This is a genomic window from Gardnerella sp. DNF01180P (assembly GCF_049244205.1).
GTDB lineage: Bacteria > Actinomycetota > Actinomycetes > Actinomycetales > Bifidobacteriaceae > Bifidobacterium > Bifidobacterium swidsinskii.
In genome coordinates this window covers 1,071,341-1,091,424 of record NZ_CP058386.1, presented here as the reverse complement: position 1 = coordinate 1,091,424, position 20,084 = coordinate 1,071,341, and the positions used below count along the sequence as shown (strand labels likewise).

The 20,084-nt window shown below is 39.5% G+C and carries 11 protein-coding genes; 6 read left to right on the top strand and 5 right to left on the bottom strand.

Annotated elements, in window-relative coordinates; all coding sequences use genetic code 11:
• Positions 1-74: 74 nt before the first annotated feature.
• Both hrpA and HXT40_RS04195 read right to left on the bottom strand, forming a co-directional pair.
• Positions 75-4,160, bottom strand: coding sequence for an ATP-dependent RNA helicase HrpA (gene hrpA / locus HXT40_RS04200; protein WP_421777169.1), 4,086 nt, complete (start codon positions 4,158-4,160; stop codon positions 75-77).
• A gap of 62 nt (positions 4,161-4,222) precedes the next feature.
• Entirely contained in the window at positions 4,223-4,921 is a 699-nt protein-coding gene (locus tag HXT40_RS04195) for a class I SAM-dependent methyltransferase (protein WP_410310474.1), read from the bottom strand.
• A gap of 263 nt (positions 4,922-5,184) precedes the next feature.
• Between HXT40_RS04195 and hflX the strand changes: the two genes are divergently transcribed.
• The 4 genes from hflX (at position 5,185) to HXT40_RS04175 (ending at position 9,814) form a co-directional block, all read left to right on the top strand.
• On the top strand, positions 5,185-6,639 hold the full coding sequence (gene hflX, locus HXT40_RS04190) for a GTPase HflX (RefSeq protein ID WP_410310501.1): 1,455 nt from the start codon (positions 5,185-5,187) through the stop codon (positions 6,637-6,639).
• 143 nt (positions 6,640-6,782) lie between these two features.
• Entirely contained in the window at positions 6,783-7,745 is a 963-nt protein-coding gene (locus HXT40_RS04185) for an L-lactate dehydrogenase (RefSeq protein WP_004107125.1), read from the top strand.
• Between the two features lie 125 nt (positions 7,746-7,870).
• Complete coding sequence (locus HXT40_RS04180) at positions 7,871-9,355, top strand: sensor histidine kinase (RefSeq protein ID WP_004110792.1); 1,485 nt, start codon at positions 7,871-7,873, stop codon at positions 9,353-9,355.
• Positions 9,356-9,541: 186 nt separating this feature from the next.
• A complete protein-coding gene (locus HXT40_RS04175; RefSeq protein ID WP_004110789.1) occupies positions 9,542-9,814 on the top strand; it encodes a WhiB family transcriptional regulator in 273 nt (90 codons plus the stop codon).
• 6 nt (positions 9,815-9,820) lie between these two features.
• Here HXT40_RS04175 and HXT40_RS04170 read toward each other — a convergent pair whose 3' ends face one another.
• From HXT40_RS04170 to HXT40_RS04160, 3 genes are all read right to left on the bottom strand, one after another.
• Positions 9,821-11,644, bottom strand: a complete 1,824-nt coding sequence (locus HXT40_RS04170; protein WP_103013970.1) for an FtsK/SpoIIIE domain-containing protein — start codon at positions 11,642-11,644, stop codon at positions 9,821-9,823.
• Positions 11,645-11,879: 235 nt separating this feature from the next.
• Entirely contained in the window at positions 11,880-13,178 is a 1,299-nt protein-coding gene (locus HXT40_RS04165; protein ID WP_064621658.1) for an LCP family protein, read from the bottom strand.
• A 104-nt stretch (positions 13,179-13,282) separates the two neighbouring features.
• Positions 13,283-14,716: an LCP family protein gene (locus HXT40_RS04160; RefSeq protein ID WP_033888681.1), complete on the bottom strand. Its 1,434-nt coding sequence runs from the start codon at positions 14,714-14,716 to the stop codon at positions 13,283-13,285.
• Between the two features lie 322 nt (positions 14,717-15,038).
• On the opposite strand from HXT40_RS04160, the gene HXT40_RS04155 reads away from it, so the two are divergent.
• Both HXT40_RS04155 and HXT40_RS04150 read left to right on the top strand, forming a co-directional pair.
• Positions 15,039-18,440, top strand: coding sequence for a glycosyltransferase family 2 protein (locus HXT40_RS04155; RefSeq protein WP_285089388.1), 3,402 nt, complete (start codon positions 15,039-15,041; stop codon positions 18,438-18,440).
• Positions 18,427-20,013 (top strand): DUF5719 family protein, encoded by a 1,587-nt coding sequence (locus HXT40_RS04150; protein ID WP_116442669.1) that lies wholly within the window; start codon positions 18,427-18,429, stop codon positions 20,011-20,013. Before HXT40_RS04155 ends, HXT40_RS04150 begins: the two co-directional genes overlap by 14 nt.
• Positions 20,014-20,084: the final 71 nt, after the last annotated feature.

Below are 20,084 nucleotides of genomic sequence, written 5' to 3'. Positions count from 1 at the left end.
CAACGTTATGAGCAATATTGTTTACAACATTGCAAGCGCTAAGAAAAAATATATGCATATATGCGAAACAGCTTTCACCTTCCGTCAATCATCTTTCGCATGCGTTGTATGCTAATCGGATATGCAGTTCCCAATTCTTGCGCCCAAAGAGATACATAGAATTCTTCGCACATCCAACGTAATTTCTCAGCGATTATTTGTGACTCGTCATGTGCTGGTCCTGATGGGATTTTCTGAGCGTCTTCTTGAGCTTTTACTACAAGCTTATGTGCTTCATCTGCCTGCCAAGCCCAACGTACGTCACGGTTTTTGTCTGCCTTAGCTTTAGTAAGACGAATCACGTCTGCATGCAAGTAGCGTTCAATACGAGGCAGAGAATCAGATGGAGTTTTGGCAATAAACCCTTCGTATACAAGACTTGCAGTGTGTTCGCGGATTGATTGCAACACTGAAAGCAAAGGCAAATCTGCTTTGCCAGAAACAGCTTTACTAACTTCCGCATCACGCTTTAATATAGCAATCACATCGTGAGCTACATCGTATACCGTATCCTCGTATATTTCGGAAATGTTGGCAACAGTTTCGCGTAATAAATTGTCGTCAGTAATATTATCTGTGTTCGCAATTAGTCGTTTTACTGCAGCCATTTGCAAGTCTTCTGCTAAAGCGTTAGAAGTTGAATAAGGTGCAGATGCGAGCATTAAAGATTCAGCGCCAAGCCAGCGAGAAGTAATACGCTTATTGTCTAAATGCAACATGTTTAGCGCACCCTGCCATACCATTTGCGCGCGCGAAAGATTTGTAGCGCCTGATTTGTGCAATAAATCAGCTCTTTCTACAACGTTTCCAGCTTGAGCTGCTTTACTTGCTTTACGATTTACAACCGCTCGCGCAGATTCTTGAGCTTCTTTTGCAAAGCGTTTTTGCAATGCAATTAATGACTTATCTGTTCCAAGAATTGTAGGTTTTACGCGATTAGAGTACTTGTTACGACCTGCAGGTTTATTGCGACTTTCGTTAGCTTTTCTCTCTTCAACGCTAAACGTCATGCGCAAGTATGGTGAGAGTCTGCTTATTTGCTCGTCGTCGAAAACTTCAGGATGTATTTGCGCTCCAATTACACAAATTGCAGCTTTAGTGAAAACTTCTCTAAAATCTTGCCATTCGCTTTTTATATTGCTTTCTGTTTCTCCAGTCCCAGGAAGCTCGTCGTAATGTTCGTCAATCCAAGAGCGAATTTTTTGAGCAGTATCAGGAGCTGGAACAAACTGTACTCGTAGAGCTTTAGGCAAAGATTTAATCATGCCAATAATAAGCTCATCTAATAAACCTGGAACATTCCAAGTAAATTCTTCAGGAGTTAAGCGCGAAAGTACGTAAAGCGGCACATGCACAGTTACGCCGTCCAAAGGATTAGCCGGATCATACACATAACTTAAACGCAACTTTATAATCTGACCATCTGTACCAACTGTATCCCAATGGTCAGGATAGTCAGCTAAATCAGTACTTTGCGTAGTTTGTAAACGTTCAACTTCATCGGGATTAAAGTCTAACTTGTGTGGATTTTCTTCGCGGTTATCTTTCCACCATTTTGCAAGAGCTGCAATAGTAGTTGCTTCTTGAGGAATGCGAGTGTCGTAAAAAGTAAATAAATCTTCGTCGTTTACAGTTTCGCTTATTTGACGAGTGCGATTTGCTTGATTATCTGCGTCTTCAAGCACATTGTGATTATTTAAAATAAACTCATCGTGTGCAAAACGCTGTTGCACATCTGCTTCAACTAAGCCTTGACGAATCATAATCATTCGGGCTTCGTAAGGATTAACTCTAGTCCATTGAACTGTGCGATCTTGAACAATAGGCAATCCGTATAGTAATACTTTAGATTTTGCTACAGCAGCACCTTTAGAAGCACTCCAATGAGCGTCAGAATACGTGATTCTAGTAAGATTTTTAGCAAGAGGCTCGGCCCAAGCAGGATCGACTTGTGCGCAATATCTTGCCCAAAGTCTAGATGTTTCAACTAATTGCGTACACATAACCCATGAAGGAGTTGTTTTCGAAACAGATGAAGCTGGGAATATTGCGAATCTTCCTCCGCGTGCGCCTTGATAGTCGTTTTTAGCCATTTTTTGAGCGCGTTTCATAGCTCGAATTTTTGCTGATCCATGCAAATTAGCAAAATCTGAAGCTTTTGGTTCACGCACTACTTGCATTCCCAACATAGAAAGCAATCCTGCAAGCATCGACGAGTGTATTCCTTGCGAATCCCAAGAGCAGCACAAGCTGTGAGCAGCCTGTTGATTATTAGGAAGCTGACGAATTTCCAAAGATACTCTTTTAGATGGAATAGGCTCGCCAACTTTATAATGCAACTCTTTACACAAGTCTTGAAGTTGATTAACTAAATCTTTCCACTGTTTTAAACGCAAAAAGTGGAAGAATTCCGCTTTACAAAGTTTGCGAAGAGCATTATTGCTCATATTTCCGTCTGCTTGGAAAATATAATCCCAAATATTTAAAGCAGTTAAGAAATCGCTTGTTTCATCCGCATAACGATTATGAAGTCTATCCGCTTCTTCACGCTGTTCTTCGGGGCGCTCGCGAGGATCTTGCAAACTTAAGAATGCAACAATTACAAGCACTGCAGCAAGAGTATTTGGAGTAGTTTTTCGCGCTGCTTCAACAATCATTCGTCCTAGTCGAATATCAATCGGCAATTTAGAAAGCTCGCGGCCAATATGAGTTAAAGTGATGAAACCTGATTTTCTACTTATTGCACCAAGCTCGTTAAGCTCATTAAAGCCGTCGCTTACTGCTTTCATATCAGGAGGGTCAATAAAACCGAAATTTGTAATATCTTCGCCAGTTTTAGCAACGCCTACTGAAAGCATGTGTAATACTACTGCTCCAAGCGAAGTGCGAAGAATCTCAGGATCGGTAAAACGAGGTCGAGTTTCGTAATCTTCGCGCGAGTACAAGCGTATTGCAATACCATCTGCAATACGTCCACATCGTCCAGAACGTTGATCTGCGCTCGCTTGAGAAATCGGCTCTATAGGAAGCCTTTGCACTTTTGCAGACTTAGAATATCTGCTAATTCTCGCAAAACCAGGATCGACAACGTATCGAATACCAGGCACAGTAAGAGAAGTTTCAGCAACATTCGTAGCAATAACAATGCGTTGATGAGAGTGATGTTCAAATACTCGATGCTGATCTTTTGCAGAAAGACGCGCAAAAAGCGGCACTATTTCAATAGCATCAGCTCGCTTCATATCACTTGCTCGAGTGCCAAAATATGAGCGTAATCCTGCTTCAAACTCTCGAATATCGCGCTCGCCAGAAGCGAAAACCATAATGTCGCGCGCGCCTTGCTCGTGGTTTGAATGAATCACTAATTGAGCACATGCGCGAGTTACTGCAGATGTCATATCTTCATCTGTAATATCGTCTCGATTATTTTCGTTAGATTGGCTTTCTGCAACAGTTTCCTCATCCATTGTTATGTCTGCAAAGCCGGGGACGTGTTGCATAAGTGAAGGCGCGGATCCAAGCGGCTCATAAAGAACTCGCACAGGGTAAGTGCGTCCAGAAACTTCAATAACAGGAACTTTTATGTGTAAAGCTTGCTCAAAATGTTCACGGAATTTTGCAGAATCTATTGTTGCTGAAGTAATAATCAGCTTCAAATCGCGTCTTTGCGGAAGTAAAGTCGTTAAATATCCTAGCAAAAAGTCAATGTTAAGACTGCGTTCGTGAGCTTCGTCAATAATAATCGTGTCGTATTTAGTAAGAAGAGGATCTCGCTGAATTTGCGCAAGTAAAATACCGTCAGTAACAATTCGAAGCTTTGTTTTAGGTGAACTTTCGTCGGTAAATCGCACTTGATAGCCGATTTCTTCGCCTAGTTTTACTTCCATTTCGCTTGCGATTCGCTCAGCAACAGTGCGTGCAGCTAAACGGCGAGGCTGAGTGTGCACGATTTGCTTACCTCTTCCGCCTCTTCCAAGCTCAAGCACCATTTTTGGGATTTGCGTAGTTTTACCGGAGCCAGTCTGTCCGGAAACAATCACGACTTGTGAAGACTTAATTGCTTCTATTATTTCGTCGTGTGCTGCGCAAATAGGAAGCTCAGCAGGGTAGTCGAATTTCATAGTGTATATTTCTTTTCGTAGATTTTTGCTTTTTAGTACTTCTTTAGTATTAGTACGTTTTATTATTTCGTTTTTATTACTTCTATAATTCGGTATCCTTTAGAACTTGAATATTTTTCAACTATGTAGTTTTCGCCAAGATTTTCAGCAAGCCAAGGAATAAGTGAGTCTGAGCCAAGATTTTTTTGCACAACTAAGTAAGCTGTTCCTCCTATTTTTAAACGCGGAATCCAAGTCATCAAAATGTTGTGCAACATTTCTTTTCCAACGCGAATTGGGGGATTGGACCATATGAGATCAAAATTATTAAATTCCAAAGTATTATTTTCTTTTAAAGCGTCATCTACTAAAGAAGTGCGAATATGCTTTAAGCCAGCGTTTTTTGCGTTTAGTTCAGTAAGCTCTAGCGCTCGCTCATTTACATCTACAGCTACAATTTCAGCTTCTGGAGATTCTAAGCCCATTGCAATGCTTATAGGACCCCATCCGCATCCAATATCAAGGAATTTGCCATTTTCTGGTGGTTTTGGAGCATGTTTTAGTAGCACAGACGTGCCTAGATCAAGCTTAGAAGCACTAAATACTCCGTTTGAGACTTGTACAACAGTTTCATGATTTCTCAAAGTTACATGTAACGTTCTTCGCTCATCGCAAGATGATGGTGTTGCAGAAAAGTATTGTTCGCCACTGATTTTTTGCGTTTTTTCTGATTTTGGTGATTTGGTTTTATCGTATTGTTTAAATTGTTGATGACTGTCCATGATCTCGCTCAAAAATACCGTATTTCGCCTATAAATTTAGATTTATTAATATACTTTTTCTATTGTATCTTTATTTACATATCATACATATATGTTGTGTTCATATATTGTCGTCTCAAGTTACCATAATAAGACAAACGTTGTAAAACGCTATTTACAATGAAATAGAGGAGGGACAGTTGGCGGATAGTAATGTGGCATCCGGGCGAGATGATGTGCTTAATTCAAACGATTTTTCCTCCCTCGAAAATGATTCTAATAATATGAATGAGCATAATCTCACCAATAATGCAGTGCTTTATGCTCATTCGGATGTGCTTCTAGACACTACTTCTGACAGTGAAAAGCATGATGAAGTTTGGCAGGAGCGTGAATCTCGTAATGCTTTAAAGCGAGTAGCTGGTCTTGGCGAATTACAAGATGTTACCGAAGTTGAGTATAGAAAGCTTCGTCTTGAGCGCGTTGTGCTGGTAGGAGTGTGGTCTAGCGCAAAAGGAACTCTTGCTCAAGCTGAAGAATCGTTGCGTGAGCTTGCAGCGTTGGCGCAGACTGCTGGTGCTGTTGTTTGCGATGGCATGTTGCAACAAAGATATAGACCAGATGCTGCAACTTATGTTGGTTCAGGTAAAGCGCGTGAGCTTGCAGCAGTAGTTGCTCAGCATGATGCGGATACGATTATTGTTGACGATGATTTACCTCCTAGCCAGCGTAGAGCTTTAGAAGATGCGACTAAAGTTAAGGTTGTCGATCGCACTGCTGTTATTTTGGATATTTTTGCTCAGCACGCTACAAGCCGTGAAGGTAAAGCTCAAGTTGAGCTTGCTCAATTGCAATATATGCTACCTAGGTTAAGAGGCTGGGGTGCTGCTCTTTCTAGGCAGGCTGGTGGTAGAGCTGCAGGAGATGCTGGTATTGGTTCTAGAGGTCCTGGCGAAACTAAAATCGAAATGGATCGTCGAGCTATTCGCAATCGTATTTCTAAACTTCGTCACGATATTGCGAATATGGCACCTGCGCGCGATGTAAAACGTGGTTCTCGTAGACGACAAGATATTCCAACTGTAGCTGTTGTTGGATATACGAATGCTGGCAAGTCGTCTATTATAAATCGCCTTACTGGTTCACAAGAATTAGTAGAAAATGCACTGTTTGCAACTCTTGATACTGCAGTACGTCGTTCTCAAACTCAAGATGGTAGAAGCTATACTTTGGTAGATACTGTTGGTTTTGTTCGCAGACTTCCAACTCAACTAGTTGAAGCATTTAAATCCACTTTGGAAGAAGTTGGACAAGCAGATGTTATTTTGCATGTAGTTGACGGTTCGCATCCAGATCCTATTTCGCAAATTAATGCAGTAAACGAAGTTCTCGCTAATATTTCTGGTGTAGAAGATATACCTCAAATTATGGCATTGAATAAATCAGACATGATGAGTGATGCTGAGAGAGAACGTTTTTCTTCTCTTTATCCTGATGCCGTTATTGTTTCTGCATTTAGTGGCGAAAATTTGCAAATATTGCGCAATCGTTTAGAAGAATTGTTACCGTCTCCTCGTGTTCGTGTAGATGTAACTTTGCCGTACGAGTTTGGTGGATTATTATCAAAAGTTCGTGAAAATGGTGTAGTTGAAAAGGCAGAATATGTAGATTCTGGAGTTGAACTTATTGCTTGGGTTGGACCATCGTTAGCTGCAAAACTTATGAAAGTAGCGTTGTAATAATAAATTCCGGTGGTGCGATTAGAGTAAAGGTGTTCATACCAAAAGCTCTTAATGTGAGAGCAGCCCTTAGTAATGCATAAATCGTGGTATTTTGTGTGCTTATAAGGGTGTGATAGGTTGTTGAAAAGAGGTTTTTGCTCATGGTGAGTTCGCAGGTTAAGCCAACTAAGCTTGCAATTATTGGTGCCGGTGCGGTCGGATCTACTCTCGCTTTCGCTGCTGCTCAGCGTGGTGTTGCGCGTGAGATTGTGCTTGAAGATATTGCTAAGGAACGTGTTGAAGCTGAAGTTTTGGATATGCAGCATGGTTCTAGCTTCTATCCTGCAGTTTCTATTGCCGGTTCTGACGATGTAGAAATTTGCCGTGATGCTGACATGGTTGTGATTACTGCTGGCGCTCGCCAGAAGCCAGGTCAGACTCGTTTGGAGCTTGCAGGTGCCACTATCAACATCATGAAGTCAATCATTCCGAACGTTGTGAAGGTTGCTCCTAACGCAATTTACATGTTGATTACTAATCCTGTTGATGTTGTTACGCACGTTTCTATGAAGCTTTCTGGTCTTCCAGCAAACCAAATGTTTGGTTCTGGTACCAACCTTGATTCCGCTCGTCTTCGTTTCTTGATTGCTCAGCACACTGGCGTTAATGTTAAGAACGTTCACGCATACATTGCTGGCGAACACGGTGACTCTGAAGTTCCACTGTGGGCTTCTGCAACCATTGGTGGTGTTCCAATGTGCGATTGGAACGCTCTTCCAGGTCATGAGCCACTTGATGCTGCTAAGCGTGAAGAAATCCATCAGGAAGTTGTTAACGCCGCTTACAAGATTATCAACGGTAAGGGTGCAACAAACTATGCTATTGCAATGTCTGGCGTAGATATTGTTGAGGCTGTTCTTCGTGACACCAACCGCATTTTGCCAGTATCTTCTTTGCTCGATGACTTCCACGGCATTTCCGACGTGTGCATGTCTGTGCCAACATTGCTTAATCGCAATGGTGTAAACTCTCGTCTAAACACTCCAGTTTCTGATCGTGAGTTGGCTGCTTTGAAGCGTTCTGCTGAAACTTTGCGCGAAACTGCTGCTAAGTTTGGTTTCTAGTTTTAAAGAGTAATTTATAAATTATTAAACCGCTTCTTCTTTTAATTGAGGAGGAGCGGCTTTTCTTATTTAAAACAACAACATACCTCACAGAATTTTCTGTGAGTTCGATATATTATTGCATTATGGCTGATTTTTCTAACATTCTTGCTACTCGTCCTGATTTTAATGACAGTGATCGTGAGTGGCTTCACCATTTGGTGGTCGATTGGCAGGTTATTGCAGATTTGAGTTTCGCAGATTTGCTGCTGATTATTCAAAATGGTGACGGTGATTATGTTGTTGCTGAACAATGTCGTCCTTCAACAGCTATTACTTTGCGTACTGATGATTTGTTAGGTAAAAAATTAGATGATTCTTTAGTACCTGAGCTTAATGAGGCGATGAAATCTGAGACAAGTTTCCACTCTTCGACCTTACGTTCTATTGGTAGAGCTACTGTATGCTACGTTTATGCTCCAGTTCGTCATAGGGGTAAAACTCTCGGATTGGTTATGCGCGAAACTAATTTGGCAACGCGTGAATCTAATGGTCGTTATGAAACTGAAAGTATTAATGCTGGTAAGACTTTATTTGACATGATTCCTCGTGAACAATTCCCATATCGTGAATCTGTATTAAATCAACGACATAATGCTCGAGTATCCGATGGTTTTATTGTGCTAGAAGACGATGGAATAGTTCGTTATGCTTCCCCTAATGCCATTAGTTGTTTCCGCAGACTTGGCGGATTAAACACTATGCAAGGTGAATATTTAAGCGAATTTGGCACTAGGTTGTTGCATACGAACGATAATGTTCCCGAAAGTTTACCTCTTGTATTAACTGGAAAAGCTGATGTAGATTGTGAACTTGAAGCGAACCATTCTATAGTTTCCATGCGCTCCTTGCCTCTGTGGGGTCCAAATAATCGTGTTGGAGCTGTAGTATTATGCCGTGATGTTACTGAAGTTTTGCGGCGCGAACAAGAATTGCGTACTAAGAATGCCACTATTTCTGAAATACATCATCGCGTAAAAAACAATTTACAGGCTGTTTCTGCTCTTTTGCGTTTGCAAGCTCGTAAAACAAAATCTATTGAAGTTAGAAAAGAACTTGAGGAAGCTCAACGTCGTGTGCAAACTATAGCACTAGTTCATGAAGGCTTGAGTCAAACTGCTGACGAAATTGTTGATTTTGACAAAGTTATTTCGAGTTTGTTGAAGATGTCAATTGAGTTGGCGTCTCAGAATCAAAATATTGATATTGATTTTGTTGGAAAATTTGGCAGATTAGCAGCTCAGGATGCTACACCATTATCTCTTGTTTTAACTGAGCTAGTGACGAATGCAGTTGAACATGGTTTTGAAGGTCGTGAAAAAGGTCATATTCGTATTGCAGTTGGTAGGGGCGGAGACAATCTTAATATTGTCGTTGAAGATGATGGAGATGGTATAGATAGTGAGTCTTCTCATGGAATGGCTAAACCATCTGGCTCTGGCCTTGGAACGCAGATTATAAACACATTTGTCACTAACGATTTTGGTGGTACAGTTCGTTGGTCTCCTCGAAGAGAGGGCGGAACTAGGGTAGTGTTAGACATTAAATTGCGCGTATCTGGTATTGAGTAGCTTTAGTAAAAATTGTTTTCCAACGTGCATTAAATGTTATACATTTAGTGTAAAAAGTACAGGAACAATTAAAATTGCTAATAAAGATGCAAAATACCTTGAAAAAACTTTCTTTTCATGATTTCCTTACATTCAGGGGAACTTCTAAAGCTCACCGTTGTAGGTAAGAAATGAGGATAATAATTCATGAGCAACTCGTTTGATTGGCGCACAACAGCAGCATGTAGTGACAAAGATCCTGAACTGTTCTTTCCTCTTGGAAGTGCTGGTACAGCAGTTCAACAGCTTGAAGAAGCAAAAGCAGTATGTCGCTCATGTGATGTTGCAACAGAGTGTTTAAAATGCGCATTAGAAACTAACCAAGATTACGGTGTGTGGGGAGGATTAAGCGAGGATGAGCGTAGAACTCTAAAGCGTCGAGCAATGCGCGCACGTAAAAATCAAGATGCGTCACTATAGATAATTTTATTCTAGGTGCACTATTTGAGTTAAACTTGCTGATCCTGGAGTGATTAAAACACATCGTCCTGGAAGTTGATAGTCTTCAATATCAAAACTTTTAGATAAAGCAGAAGGTATTCCAAGCATTGTATCTGTGCCCACATCTCCTGTTGGAAATATTATCCTCACTGGTGCTTGCTCAGGTAAACGTAAGTAGCGAGAAGTGCTAGTGCTCATAATAACTGGGCATTGTTTACTATTTAATCTTTTTTGAAAAGCAATAGCAGTTTGTCTCGTATTTAGCGGATCAAGCAATTCATCTGCATCGTCAATAATGATTGGCGTATTTTCGTTGTAAATGTTATTAATGTTTTGTTCATATAGTGATTTTCCTGAATATATTGGCAGGTTTAAAGTTTTAGAAATTATTTTTAATATTGTTGTTTTGCCTTGTTTCCTACTACCAATAACAGCTATATTCCCAAGGTGAATTGGTAATAGAGCAGGATATAAGTGTATGGTATCGTCTTGTAACCCAATAATAATATGCTTCGTATAAAATTCTTGAGTACGTAAACTTTGAGATATTTTTTGCTCCGAATTTTTGTATTTGTAATTATTTGAATACTCTGCAAGTTGTTTTGCTGAAAGAATCGACGGCAATGGTTTGCTAAATAATTCTGGAGAATGATCATGATGGCAGAATCTACCAGCTAACTGTATTGCTCGTACTAAATGTGCAGGATTGCTGCTTTGAGCACATCGCAAAGCTTCTACTCCTTCTCCAATATTGTAATATGCGGCTCCTGGCGTATTTGGGCTTATTCTAGCTGCATGCGCTGTTCCTAATAATTCTTGCGATTGCATTCCGTCTCTAACTCTCAAGCAAATATTAATAGAAATATTAGCTTTCATATCTGCGCTTACTTGTGCGAGTGGATTTTGAGTTCCAGCAATAATATGCATTCCCAAAGATCTGCCTACTGATGCAATTCGTATAAGACGAGGCATGTAGTCGGGAAGTTGATCTTTTAGAGCATGAAATTCGTCAATAACAATAAGCAATGAAGGTTCAGCTGGGGTTACTTGTGCAATATTATTACATCCATGATGAGCTACTAGTCTTTCTCGTCTATTTAGTTCTAGTTCGAGACCTTTTAGAGCGCGTATTGCGTGTTTAAGATTTAGATCTCCTACGTTTCCCATAGTATGTGGGAGTTTAGATAGTATGTCAAAAGTTGCTCCTCCTTTAAAATCCATAAAAACAAACCGTAGCTGCTGCGGACCGTATTGAAAAGCCAAAGCTAAACACCAAGTCGTAAGAAGTACTGATTTACCAGAACCAGTTGTTCCAGCAACTAAAGCATGTGGCCCATTGTTAATTAAATCTAAATAGCAGTAGCCATTATTACTTATTCCAAGTGGAGCTATAAGGTGTTTAGTTTTTGAATTAGGCAAGTAGTTATAAATATTTGTATTTAGATTTTCCTTCATACTATTGGATTTGTTTTTTATGTCGTATGTTCCTGCATTTTTTAGCCATGTTTGCAATACTTCTTTCCAGTGATGTTGCGTATTAGAAATTGCATTTCTTCTCATAAGTAATGTTTCTAAACTTACTGGTGTAATAGTATCTGGCAAACTTTCTACAGTTTGTTGATTATAAGTTACGTTATTTGACGATTGCGTAGTGTTTAATAATTGAATTTGCTGATTTTGTTGAACATTTTGAACAGAATTTTTCTCAGATATGTATTGAAAAATTTGTGGAATAAGACTTGCTATGTACATCATAATGCTTGGAATAATCATGGTTAGCATCATCCAATTATCTTGCATCCATGCCATTATAGCCAATGCTACGTGAGCGAATATGGGAACTATACTCGCTGTCATCTGTACATGCATAAGTACTTTAGTTGTAGACATTCCTGTATTAGATTTGTTACTCATAAATGTATGAGACAATATTTTTGATTTTTGTGCAATACTTATGCAAGATTGTGGTTAAAAGATACGAGTTTAGTGCTTTCTAAGTTGTGGTATCTAATTGAAGTGTTGTTTACACAACAATACTTCGAAATTATTGTTGCTCTGCAAGAGTTCCAACTGATCCAGGTTTATGAGTTCCTGATGCAAGTTGGTTGAATAAATCTAAGTTTTTAGCATCATCGAGAAGCACGGATGAACCAACTCCTGGAACTTGATAATCAGGATTCGTCCAATATATTGTTCCGGATATGCCTGACGGTCCAGTTGCTTCTTTGAATGCTTGAGCCATTTCCCATAATGTTCCTGGATTGGTTTTCTCGTCAAAAATAACTGAAGCAAGTCCCGTTTCAGCAAGTTTTTTTACTTTTCCAAAATTCAATAAGGTATTGTGATCTAATGCTTTTTTCATAATAGCTGCAATAACCATTCGTTGACGTGCAGCTCGTCCAAAATCAGATTCTGGATCTGCGTATCGCATTCGCGAAAATGCCAACGCTGTATTCCCATCAACGTGATGGCATCCAGAAGTCCAATTTAACCCGCTAAACTTATCACTTACTGTACGGTTGTAGCATAAATCAATGCCATCTATAGCGTTAACAACATTAGTAAGACCGCCAAAACGTATTTCTGCAACATGGTCAATGCGATGACCTGTAATTTTTTCTATTGCTGCTGTTAATGCTTTATTTCCAGCTGCTTGCGCAACGCTATTAATTTTTACTTGTTCGCCATTTAAAGAAACAAGAGAATCTCGAGGAATAGAAATTAGAGAGCTGTGACCATTGCTCGGCTTTGTCAATACAAGAATAGTATCTGTTCTAAATCCTGTTATCTCTTTAGCTTCTTCGCCTTCTCGTTGATCAGAACCAAGAATAAGCCATGCTTTGCCTTGAGTGCTAGGAGTACTAGTAAGCCAAGTAGTGCGGTTAATTCTTGAGTCAACCCAGTTCCATGAATATACCCCAAAACCAGTTACACCTATTGCCAGAACAACAAAAAATGCAATAAATGCATGTAAAATTCTGTGCGGTTTGTGCGGTAGTATTTTTGCTGTACTTCCAACTGCTTTATTTATAGTTGTTGGAATACGCATTTGTGAAATAGAACTTGTGCGCGGTGCTGGTCTTGGTTGCAATTGCGATGTGTAAGAAACAGGTCTAGAAGAACATTGTTCTGGACTTTTTAAGATTCTTGTTCTTTGAGTTGTAGGCGCAAAAGACGGCGCTTGTGATGGAAGCGCATTAGACTCTATTTTGCCTCTTTTTACGCGTTTTGGAGTGAAACTAGGAGGCACGTTTGAGTTAGATGAATCGTTATTATGAGAAGGAGTGAAGATAGGTGGGTTTATATTATCTTCAGAAGGGTCCTCATACAATCTCGAATTCATTCATCCTCCAAAATAAGCATGTATCTTCAATGACTATGAATACATAATATATAAATTTTATGTTCGTACATTATATATTCATAGATTACATCTTGCTTAAGTGTTTATTTTTTTCTAGGCACAGCGCAAAGTACATTGTTTGCATACTTGTCTGCAAAGCCAACGTATTGTCCTGTTTGTGGATTGTGAATAGTTCCATTTTCAGGATTTACAATTCCTCCAGTATTTGGATCAATAAGTTGTCCTTGAGAATTTTTTATTAATCCTGTTTTTGGATCAACACGTCCCATCTTCTTTGGATCTGTAGTTTTATTAAGCTTGTCGTTTTCGTTTATATTGCTATCGTCATCCGTATCTTCATTGTCTTGATTATTCGTATTCTTAGACGAATTATTTGCATTCTTTTTGTTAGTGCCGTTAGTTTTATGATTTAGCGATAGCGGTTTATTTTCACGCATCAAATCCCAAATATTGTTTGCTTCATCAGACCACACAACACGATTTGGATCATAAGGATCTGGAATAACAGGAGTAGTACGAGCATAAATATGTGAAGAATCTAATTTACGCATGCTTAATGCCAAACCGACCAAAGTGGTAGGATTTGCCAAGCCTTCACTTATATTCAATGCTCCCAACGATGCTTTTGCAAGCTGGTAAAGCTCACTTGTCTGAGTAAATAAGTTTTTAGACAGTGCTTGATGTAAAAGCTGTTTAATCAAGTATTGCTGTCTTGTTGTTCGCATTATGTCAGAGCCATCGCTTGCTGTATCGTGACGCATTCTAGCGTATTGAGTAGCAAGTCGACCATTAAGATGCTGCATTCCTTGTTTGAAATTCACGCCCGTATAGGCATCGCGAGTTGCTGTTGGGATGCACACAGATACTCCACCAACTGCATCAATCATATTGCTTAATCCACTGAAATCAGCGACTATAAAATGATGAATATTTAAACCAGTAAGTGAATTAACAGCTTTTAACGAGCATGATGCTGCTGAAGCTAAATCTCCACCTTGCGCATATCCTAAGGCGAAAATTGAATTAAACATCACATGTTTTCTTGCAGGAATATGTCCTTTTGTAGTGTCGCATGCTGGTGCGTTTACCATAGAATCTCGTGGAATAGAAACGATATTCATGTATGATCTATCTGCGCTAATTTGAACTACCATAGTAGTATCTGACTGATGATCACCAGTTTCGCCGTCATGTGTAAAGCTCTGATTATTCCCATCTCGAGAATCTTGACCTAAAACAAGAAAAGTTACTGGTTTGCCTGCGTTAATATCAAGTGTTTGATTAGCTTCTGGATCTTTAGATATAACGTTTATGACTCTGTTACTTACAGCAGAAGAAAAATCTAACCACACTGCAGCTATGATTGTTGAAAAGAATGTAAGTACTGAAATAACAAACATGCACAGTATCTTGCGCGTGCGGTTAATCATTCTATAACCAAGACTATGATGAGGAGTTGAGTTCCAATCTTCGCCTGGTTGGTACCGCATGCCTTCAGGATACCGTGAAGTTGTCATCGTACCTTCTTTCTCAATAATGAGTAACCTTTTAGGTTGTGGCAATATCATTTCTTTTGTCATCAAATAAATCAATATTCAATGGACACATATAGCGTGTAATTATAGCATGCTGCAGTGAGATTTATGACATCTGGTTGTGTTGAATATTATTTGATATTTTAAAGAAAATTTTAATAAGTTTACGCAAATATTCTAATTAAATTTATATGAAGCGTACTGGTTAATATGAGCAAAAATAATTAATAAAATATGTATAAATTTATTTAGAATTACGACTTGTGTTTTGGCGGATACATACCCCCTGCGTAAACTGGTAAGTATGGATTCGATAACCGCTCATAATCTTACATTTGAAGACGAAGTTTTACAGGTGCTGTCATCTGCGAAAGATGCGCATCCTCATGATGTGGATTCGTCCATTATGGCAATGATGTGTGTGGAGCGAGATACTCGTTTTTATGCTGATACGTTACATGCAGTACTAAGTCAATCAATTCTTCCTGGAACTTTAGTAATAGTCGATTGTGCTAGTCGAGTAAAGCAGACTATGCAAACGAATTTACAAATAAAAATTAATTCATCTAAGCTTGCGGGAGCAATTAATACTAGGAAATCATTATTGCAGAATGCTAATAATATCGATTCCAATAATGCAATTGATAGCGATTCAAAATATAGACCAAATACTAATCGCGTAAATAATACTCGCGTAAACAATAGTGAAAATAAATCTGTACACATAATTATTATTCCTATTTCTTATGCTCATTCTTTTGGAGATGCAATAGAAAAATCTTTGCGCAAGATTTTGCCTTGTGCAGGAGTTTCTGCATTATGGCTTTTGCATGATGATTCTCGTCCTGCAGACTTCCATTGCTTAGAATATTTGCGTGAAACTTGGCGCAATACTCCGACTGCATCAGTATTGGGAGCTAAACAAGTTGATTGGCAAGGAAATATCTTGCATAACGTTGGAATGTATGCTTGGCGTCACGGTGTTCATACTCTTACTGTTGACGGCGAGCCAGATCAAGAACAGTATGATGGACGTGGAGATGTGTATGCAGTATCGCTAGCAGGTGCTTTAGTCACATTAACTGCATGGCAGACTTTACGCGGTACGCAACCATGGATGACAACTTTTGGCGAATCAAGAGATTTTTGTCGTAGAGTATGTCTATCTGGAGGTCGTGTTGTTGTAGTTCCTTCAGCTCGTATCGCACACAGGCGTGCAAGGTTAGAAGGTATCCGTACTCGTAACGGTGATGCTAGAAATCATAATAATTCAGGATCTAAGTATGGTGTAGCAGCTTCTCTCGTAGCTAAGCAGCGTTACAAATACACTGATATTAGTATTTTTTTGTGGCCTCTTATATGGATTCTTAGTTTGCCTGCTTGTTTCGTTGGCGCTTTGCATTCGCTGTTTGCCAAACATCCTTATATAGCGTGGATTCGTCTGCTTTTGCCATGGCTTGCTATTATGCAATTACCTAGAGCAGTTTTTGCTCGCAGAAGGGTTGCAAGGAATACTCGTGTTCCCTTAAAACGACTTGTTCCTCTTATCGCAGATCGTCATCAAGTTGCACGTTGGCGTGATCGTAGTTCTGCTTTCCAAGCTCAACAGCATTTCGTGCTGTTAAGTCCTCTAGCGAAGCGGCATTTGCATATTCGAGTGTTGCGTAGGTGGAGTGCTGTTATTCTTGCATCTCTTCTTCTTTTTGCAGTCATATTGAATTTATATGGCTCTCCATGGCGTGAAATTTTAAGTGGCGCTTCTTGGAATGCACAGCAATGGTTACCAACGGGTGCAGATTTCAATCAACTATGGAATTCTGCTATTGGTGCATGGGTTCCTGATGATGGTTTTGGACCTGCAATTCCTCCAGCACCATGGCTAAGTATTTGGGCAATCGCATCAATTGTGGTTGGTGCTAACCCGTTATTGGCTGTCACATTAATGTTCTTCTTAGCTGCTCCAGCTATGTGTTTAAGTTTTTGGGCTCTTGCTGGCGTATTTACGCGCTCGGATACTGTGCGTGTATGCGCTGGTATTTGCTGGACTATGATTGCTATTGCTTTTGGTTTGTTTGCACGCGGTGATTTGCCAATGTTAATGACTATGGCATTTTTGCCTGCAGCATTTGCTTTTGCGTTCCATGCTGTTGGAATGTACGTAACAGAAGATCCTGTGCGTCCTGTTAAATCCACTCAATGTGCAGCATGCGCAGCATTATGCTTTATGGTTCCAGTAGCTGCAGAACCGCAGCTTGTTTTGTCTCTTATTGTTATTTTTATTGCGTCGTTTATTATGGTGCGCTCTCATCGTATTATGTTCGCGCTTATGCCTATACCATCGATAATTGTTTTGCTTCCTACAATAGGAAGTGCTATTAGATATGGCGAATCTGGAATGTGGCGTCAATTGTTCTCTAGTATGGCTTTGCCATTGAGAAGTGTGCAAGGTGCTCCACGCGTAAGCGATTACGCTGATGTTTTGTTGCACGCTTTTAATATGGCTTCTCCTAATGTTGAAATTAATATGCCATTGATGAGCTTAAGAACAATAATAATGGTAATTTTTGCAATTCTAGCTGTTGTTATGGCTGTTACGTCATTAACTTTGCCTTTTGCTTTGCGAGTTTCTCGAATGATGTGGGTTGTGATTATTTCCGGAATGCTGTTATCTCTTATTGCCGCTCGTGTTGTAGTTGCATCCGATATTTCAGGACCTGTTGCTGCAAGCGTTTTGCCTGGAGTCGCATTATCTACTGTCGGCATTTTATCTTGTATGTGCATGGTTGCCGGTCAAGCTGTTCGACGCTTTGAGCCACTGCGTACTTCGAAGGAATCTGAGTCTCAAATTTTTGATAACTATAAAACTCGTGCAAGTAGACGTGCTGCAATGCGTCGTTCTGCGGCACAATTGTTGCAGCGCATAATTCGCATAGCACGCGCTGTTCTTGCAAGTAGCATGTTGACTATGGCGGTTCTTTTGGGTCTTTTTGCTGTATTGAGCGGACCTGCTACATCTATTTGCGCAAATAACAATGAGCTCCCTATGGTTGTTTCTGATTATTTGCGAAAAGACGATACTCGGCGAATACTTGCTTTAAGAGCTCAAAGTAGCCATGATTTGTCAATCTCTATTATGCGAACATCTAAGGGAGATGCAATAGACGAATCTCCAGCACTTCGTGTTAGACAAGTAATGTTTGGTGATTCATCAAGTAATAAAGCAATATATCGCGCCTCAGCACAATTGTTATCTCATGCAGATAATGGCGCAATTTCAACGTTAAAGCAACTTGGAATTGGCGGTATTTATATTGTTAATAGTTCAGAAAATAAGCAGGTTTCCCATAAAACTTCTATGTCAATACAACAATTGTTACATCCTTCTGTGCAAACTGTAAGTAATGTTAACAAAGAAGCTACTGAACAATTAATTGCACACGTTAACGCTTCTGACGGTACACAATTGGTTGTTTCATCACCGCAAGGAACTTATTGCAGATTTGATGGTGTGCCTGATTCTAAGTCGTTGTCTTCTACATCTCCGTATTATCGATCTAGGCCTCTTGCGTGGAGAGTTCCTTGGATTATTGTTTCTTCTATGGTATTACTGCTGTACTGTATTGTTGCCGTGCCTCGATTTGGCAGACATGCAATGATAGAACGTTCAGATGACAGGCATGAGGAGGAATTAGATGAACTGGCATAAAAATCCTCATGAGGGCTCTAAGCATGGTGAAGTAAATGCAGATGTAGATATTAATCGCAAGAACAAAATAGTCAGTATTGTCTCACTTGCTATTTTTAGTGCAATAATACTTATTGCTTCTGCATGTGTTGTTGCATTATGCCTACCAATGCCTCACTTTGTAGATAATCCTAATACTCCATCTAGTGGCGTTATAAGTAGTGTTGGTTCTACTCGTTTGCAAACTATTTGTCCTATTCGATTGTCTCTTCCAGATTTGACTCAATATGGTGATAGCGAATATAACGAATCAGAAGGCGATTTACAATCTTCTGCTCGTTATGGTGCTTTTGGAGATGTGTATAGTTCTAGCTTGCGTAACATACGAGATAACAATGATCAATCTATTACGTTGAATTCAAAATCAACTGATGATGATACGTCAGCTTTTATTGCTAACAATAATGTAAATCATGACGCTCAAGTTCTAGAAGGACATTTGTCACGAGTTGGATCTGGCACTGGAATATCTGCTTCCATGGTTTCATGGGCTACTAAAGGTGACGTAAAAGGTTTATCTGCAACTACCTGTTCCATGCCGTCTATGAAACAGACATTCCTAGTTCCAGAATCTGCTGATGGAATTTCTATTCGTTTAGAAGCATTTAATGCTGCTTCAAAATCTACTGTTGTTCGTGTTAAAGCTTGGTCTGCAGAACATGGCAACAATCAGTTAAATCTTTCTACAGGAAGTGCTTTTACTGTTCCTGCTCGTTCTCACGCATATTTTGATCTTGCTGCTGCTTCTCCTAAGACTTCTGGATTATACGTGCAAGTTGAAAGCGAACAGACACCTATAGCATCATTTGTAAAAGTCGTTCATATGAGTGGCTTATCTGTAAAAGGTGTAGATATTGTTCATGAATTAAGCACTCAATCTAATACAAATATTCTTTCAGGTATTAGTGAAGGCGATCAATCTAAGTTATATGTATGGCCAAATAAAGATGGTAATGTAACACTTTCATGGATGAATGATACAGGTTCTAAAGAAGTAAAGAATTTGACGTTAAAAGCACACCATTTGCAAGTTGTCGATCTTGGAAAAGTTCCAGAGCATGTTAATGCTTTGAGCGTAAGTGGAGATGTTCCTACTCAAGTAATGATGTCTATTACTAAAGATAGCAAAGATAATCAATCAGATGTAGCTTTTATTACACCATCTAGCGTGCAAGGTAGTGGCGCAATTGTTTCACCTGTTTCTGCTAATGAAACAGCTCTATACCTTTCTTCTTCAAGCGATAAAGATACTTCTGTGCGTTTGCAAGGATTTGATTTAAATGGTGTATTAGCTGCTACAAAAAACGTAACGATTCCTGCGAATGCATCTTTAAGAATTCCTGTTTCAGACATTTCGCACGATGTAGTTATGTTTATTGCGAAATCGCATAGCAAAGTTTCTTTGTCTGCCCGTATTCATAAAGATGAAATCGATAAGGCTGGTATAGCAGGTATTTCTTGGCTTTCTGCGCAATCTTTGGAGCCGCAAGAAATGAAGGTATACGTTAAAACTGACAATCATATTGTGCAATAATACGAATAAAAATATTGCTATAAGCGACTATAAATTAATTAAAATACTTGATAATTTTAATTAATTTAAAA

What these genes read in the sequence shown, in the direction of transcription:
- HXT40_RS04170 (WP_103013970.1), bottom strand. Translation starts at nt 11,644, where the DNA reads ATGGCATGGATGCAAGATAATTGGATGATGCTAACCATGATTATTCCA.
- HXT40_RS04165 (WP_064621658.1), bottom strand. Translation starts at nt 13,178, where the DNA reads ATGAATTCGAGATTGTATGAGGACCCTTCTGAAGATAATATAAACCCA.
- HXT40_RS04180 (WP_004110792.1), top strand. Translation starts at nt 7,871, where the DNA reads ATGGCTGATTTTTCTAACATTCTTGCTACTCGTCCTGATTTTAATGAC.
- HXT40_RS04155 (WP_285089388.1), top strand. Translation starts at nt 15,039, where the DNA reads ATGGATTCGATAACCGCTCATAATCTTACATTTGAAGACGAAGTTTTA.
- HXT40_RS04185 (WP_004107125.1), top strand. Translation starts at nt 6,783, where the DNA reads ATGGTGAGTTCGCAGGTTAAGCCAACTAAGCTTGCAATTATTGGTGCC.
- HXT40_RS04160 (WP_033888681.1), bottom strand. Translation starts at nt 14,716, where the DNA reads ATGACAACTTCACGGTATCCTGAAGGCATGCGGTACCAACCAGGCGAA.
- hrpA (WP_421777169.1), bottom strand. Translation starts at nt 4,160, where the DNA reads ATGAAATTCGACTACCCTGCTGAGCTTCCTATTTGCGCAGCACACGAC.
- HXT40_RS04175 (WP_004110789.1), top strand. Translation starts at nt 9,542, where the DNA reads ATGAGCAACTCGTTTGATTGGCGCACAACAGCAGCATGTAGTGACAAA.
- HXT40_RS04150 (WP_116442669.1), top strand. Translation starts at nt 18,427, where the DNA reads ATGAACTGGCATAAAAATCCTCATGAGGGCTCTAAGCATGGTGAAGTA.
- HXT40_RS04195 (WP_410310474.1), bottom strand. Translation starts at nt 4,921, where the DNA reads ATGGACAGTCATCAACAATTTAAACAATACGATAAAACCAAATCACCA.
- hflX (WP_410310501.1), top strand. Translation starts at nt 5,185, where the DNA reads ATGAATGAGCATAATCTCACCAATAATGCAGTGCTTTATGCTCATTCG.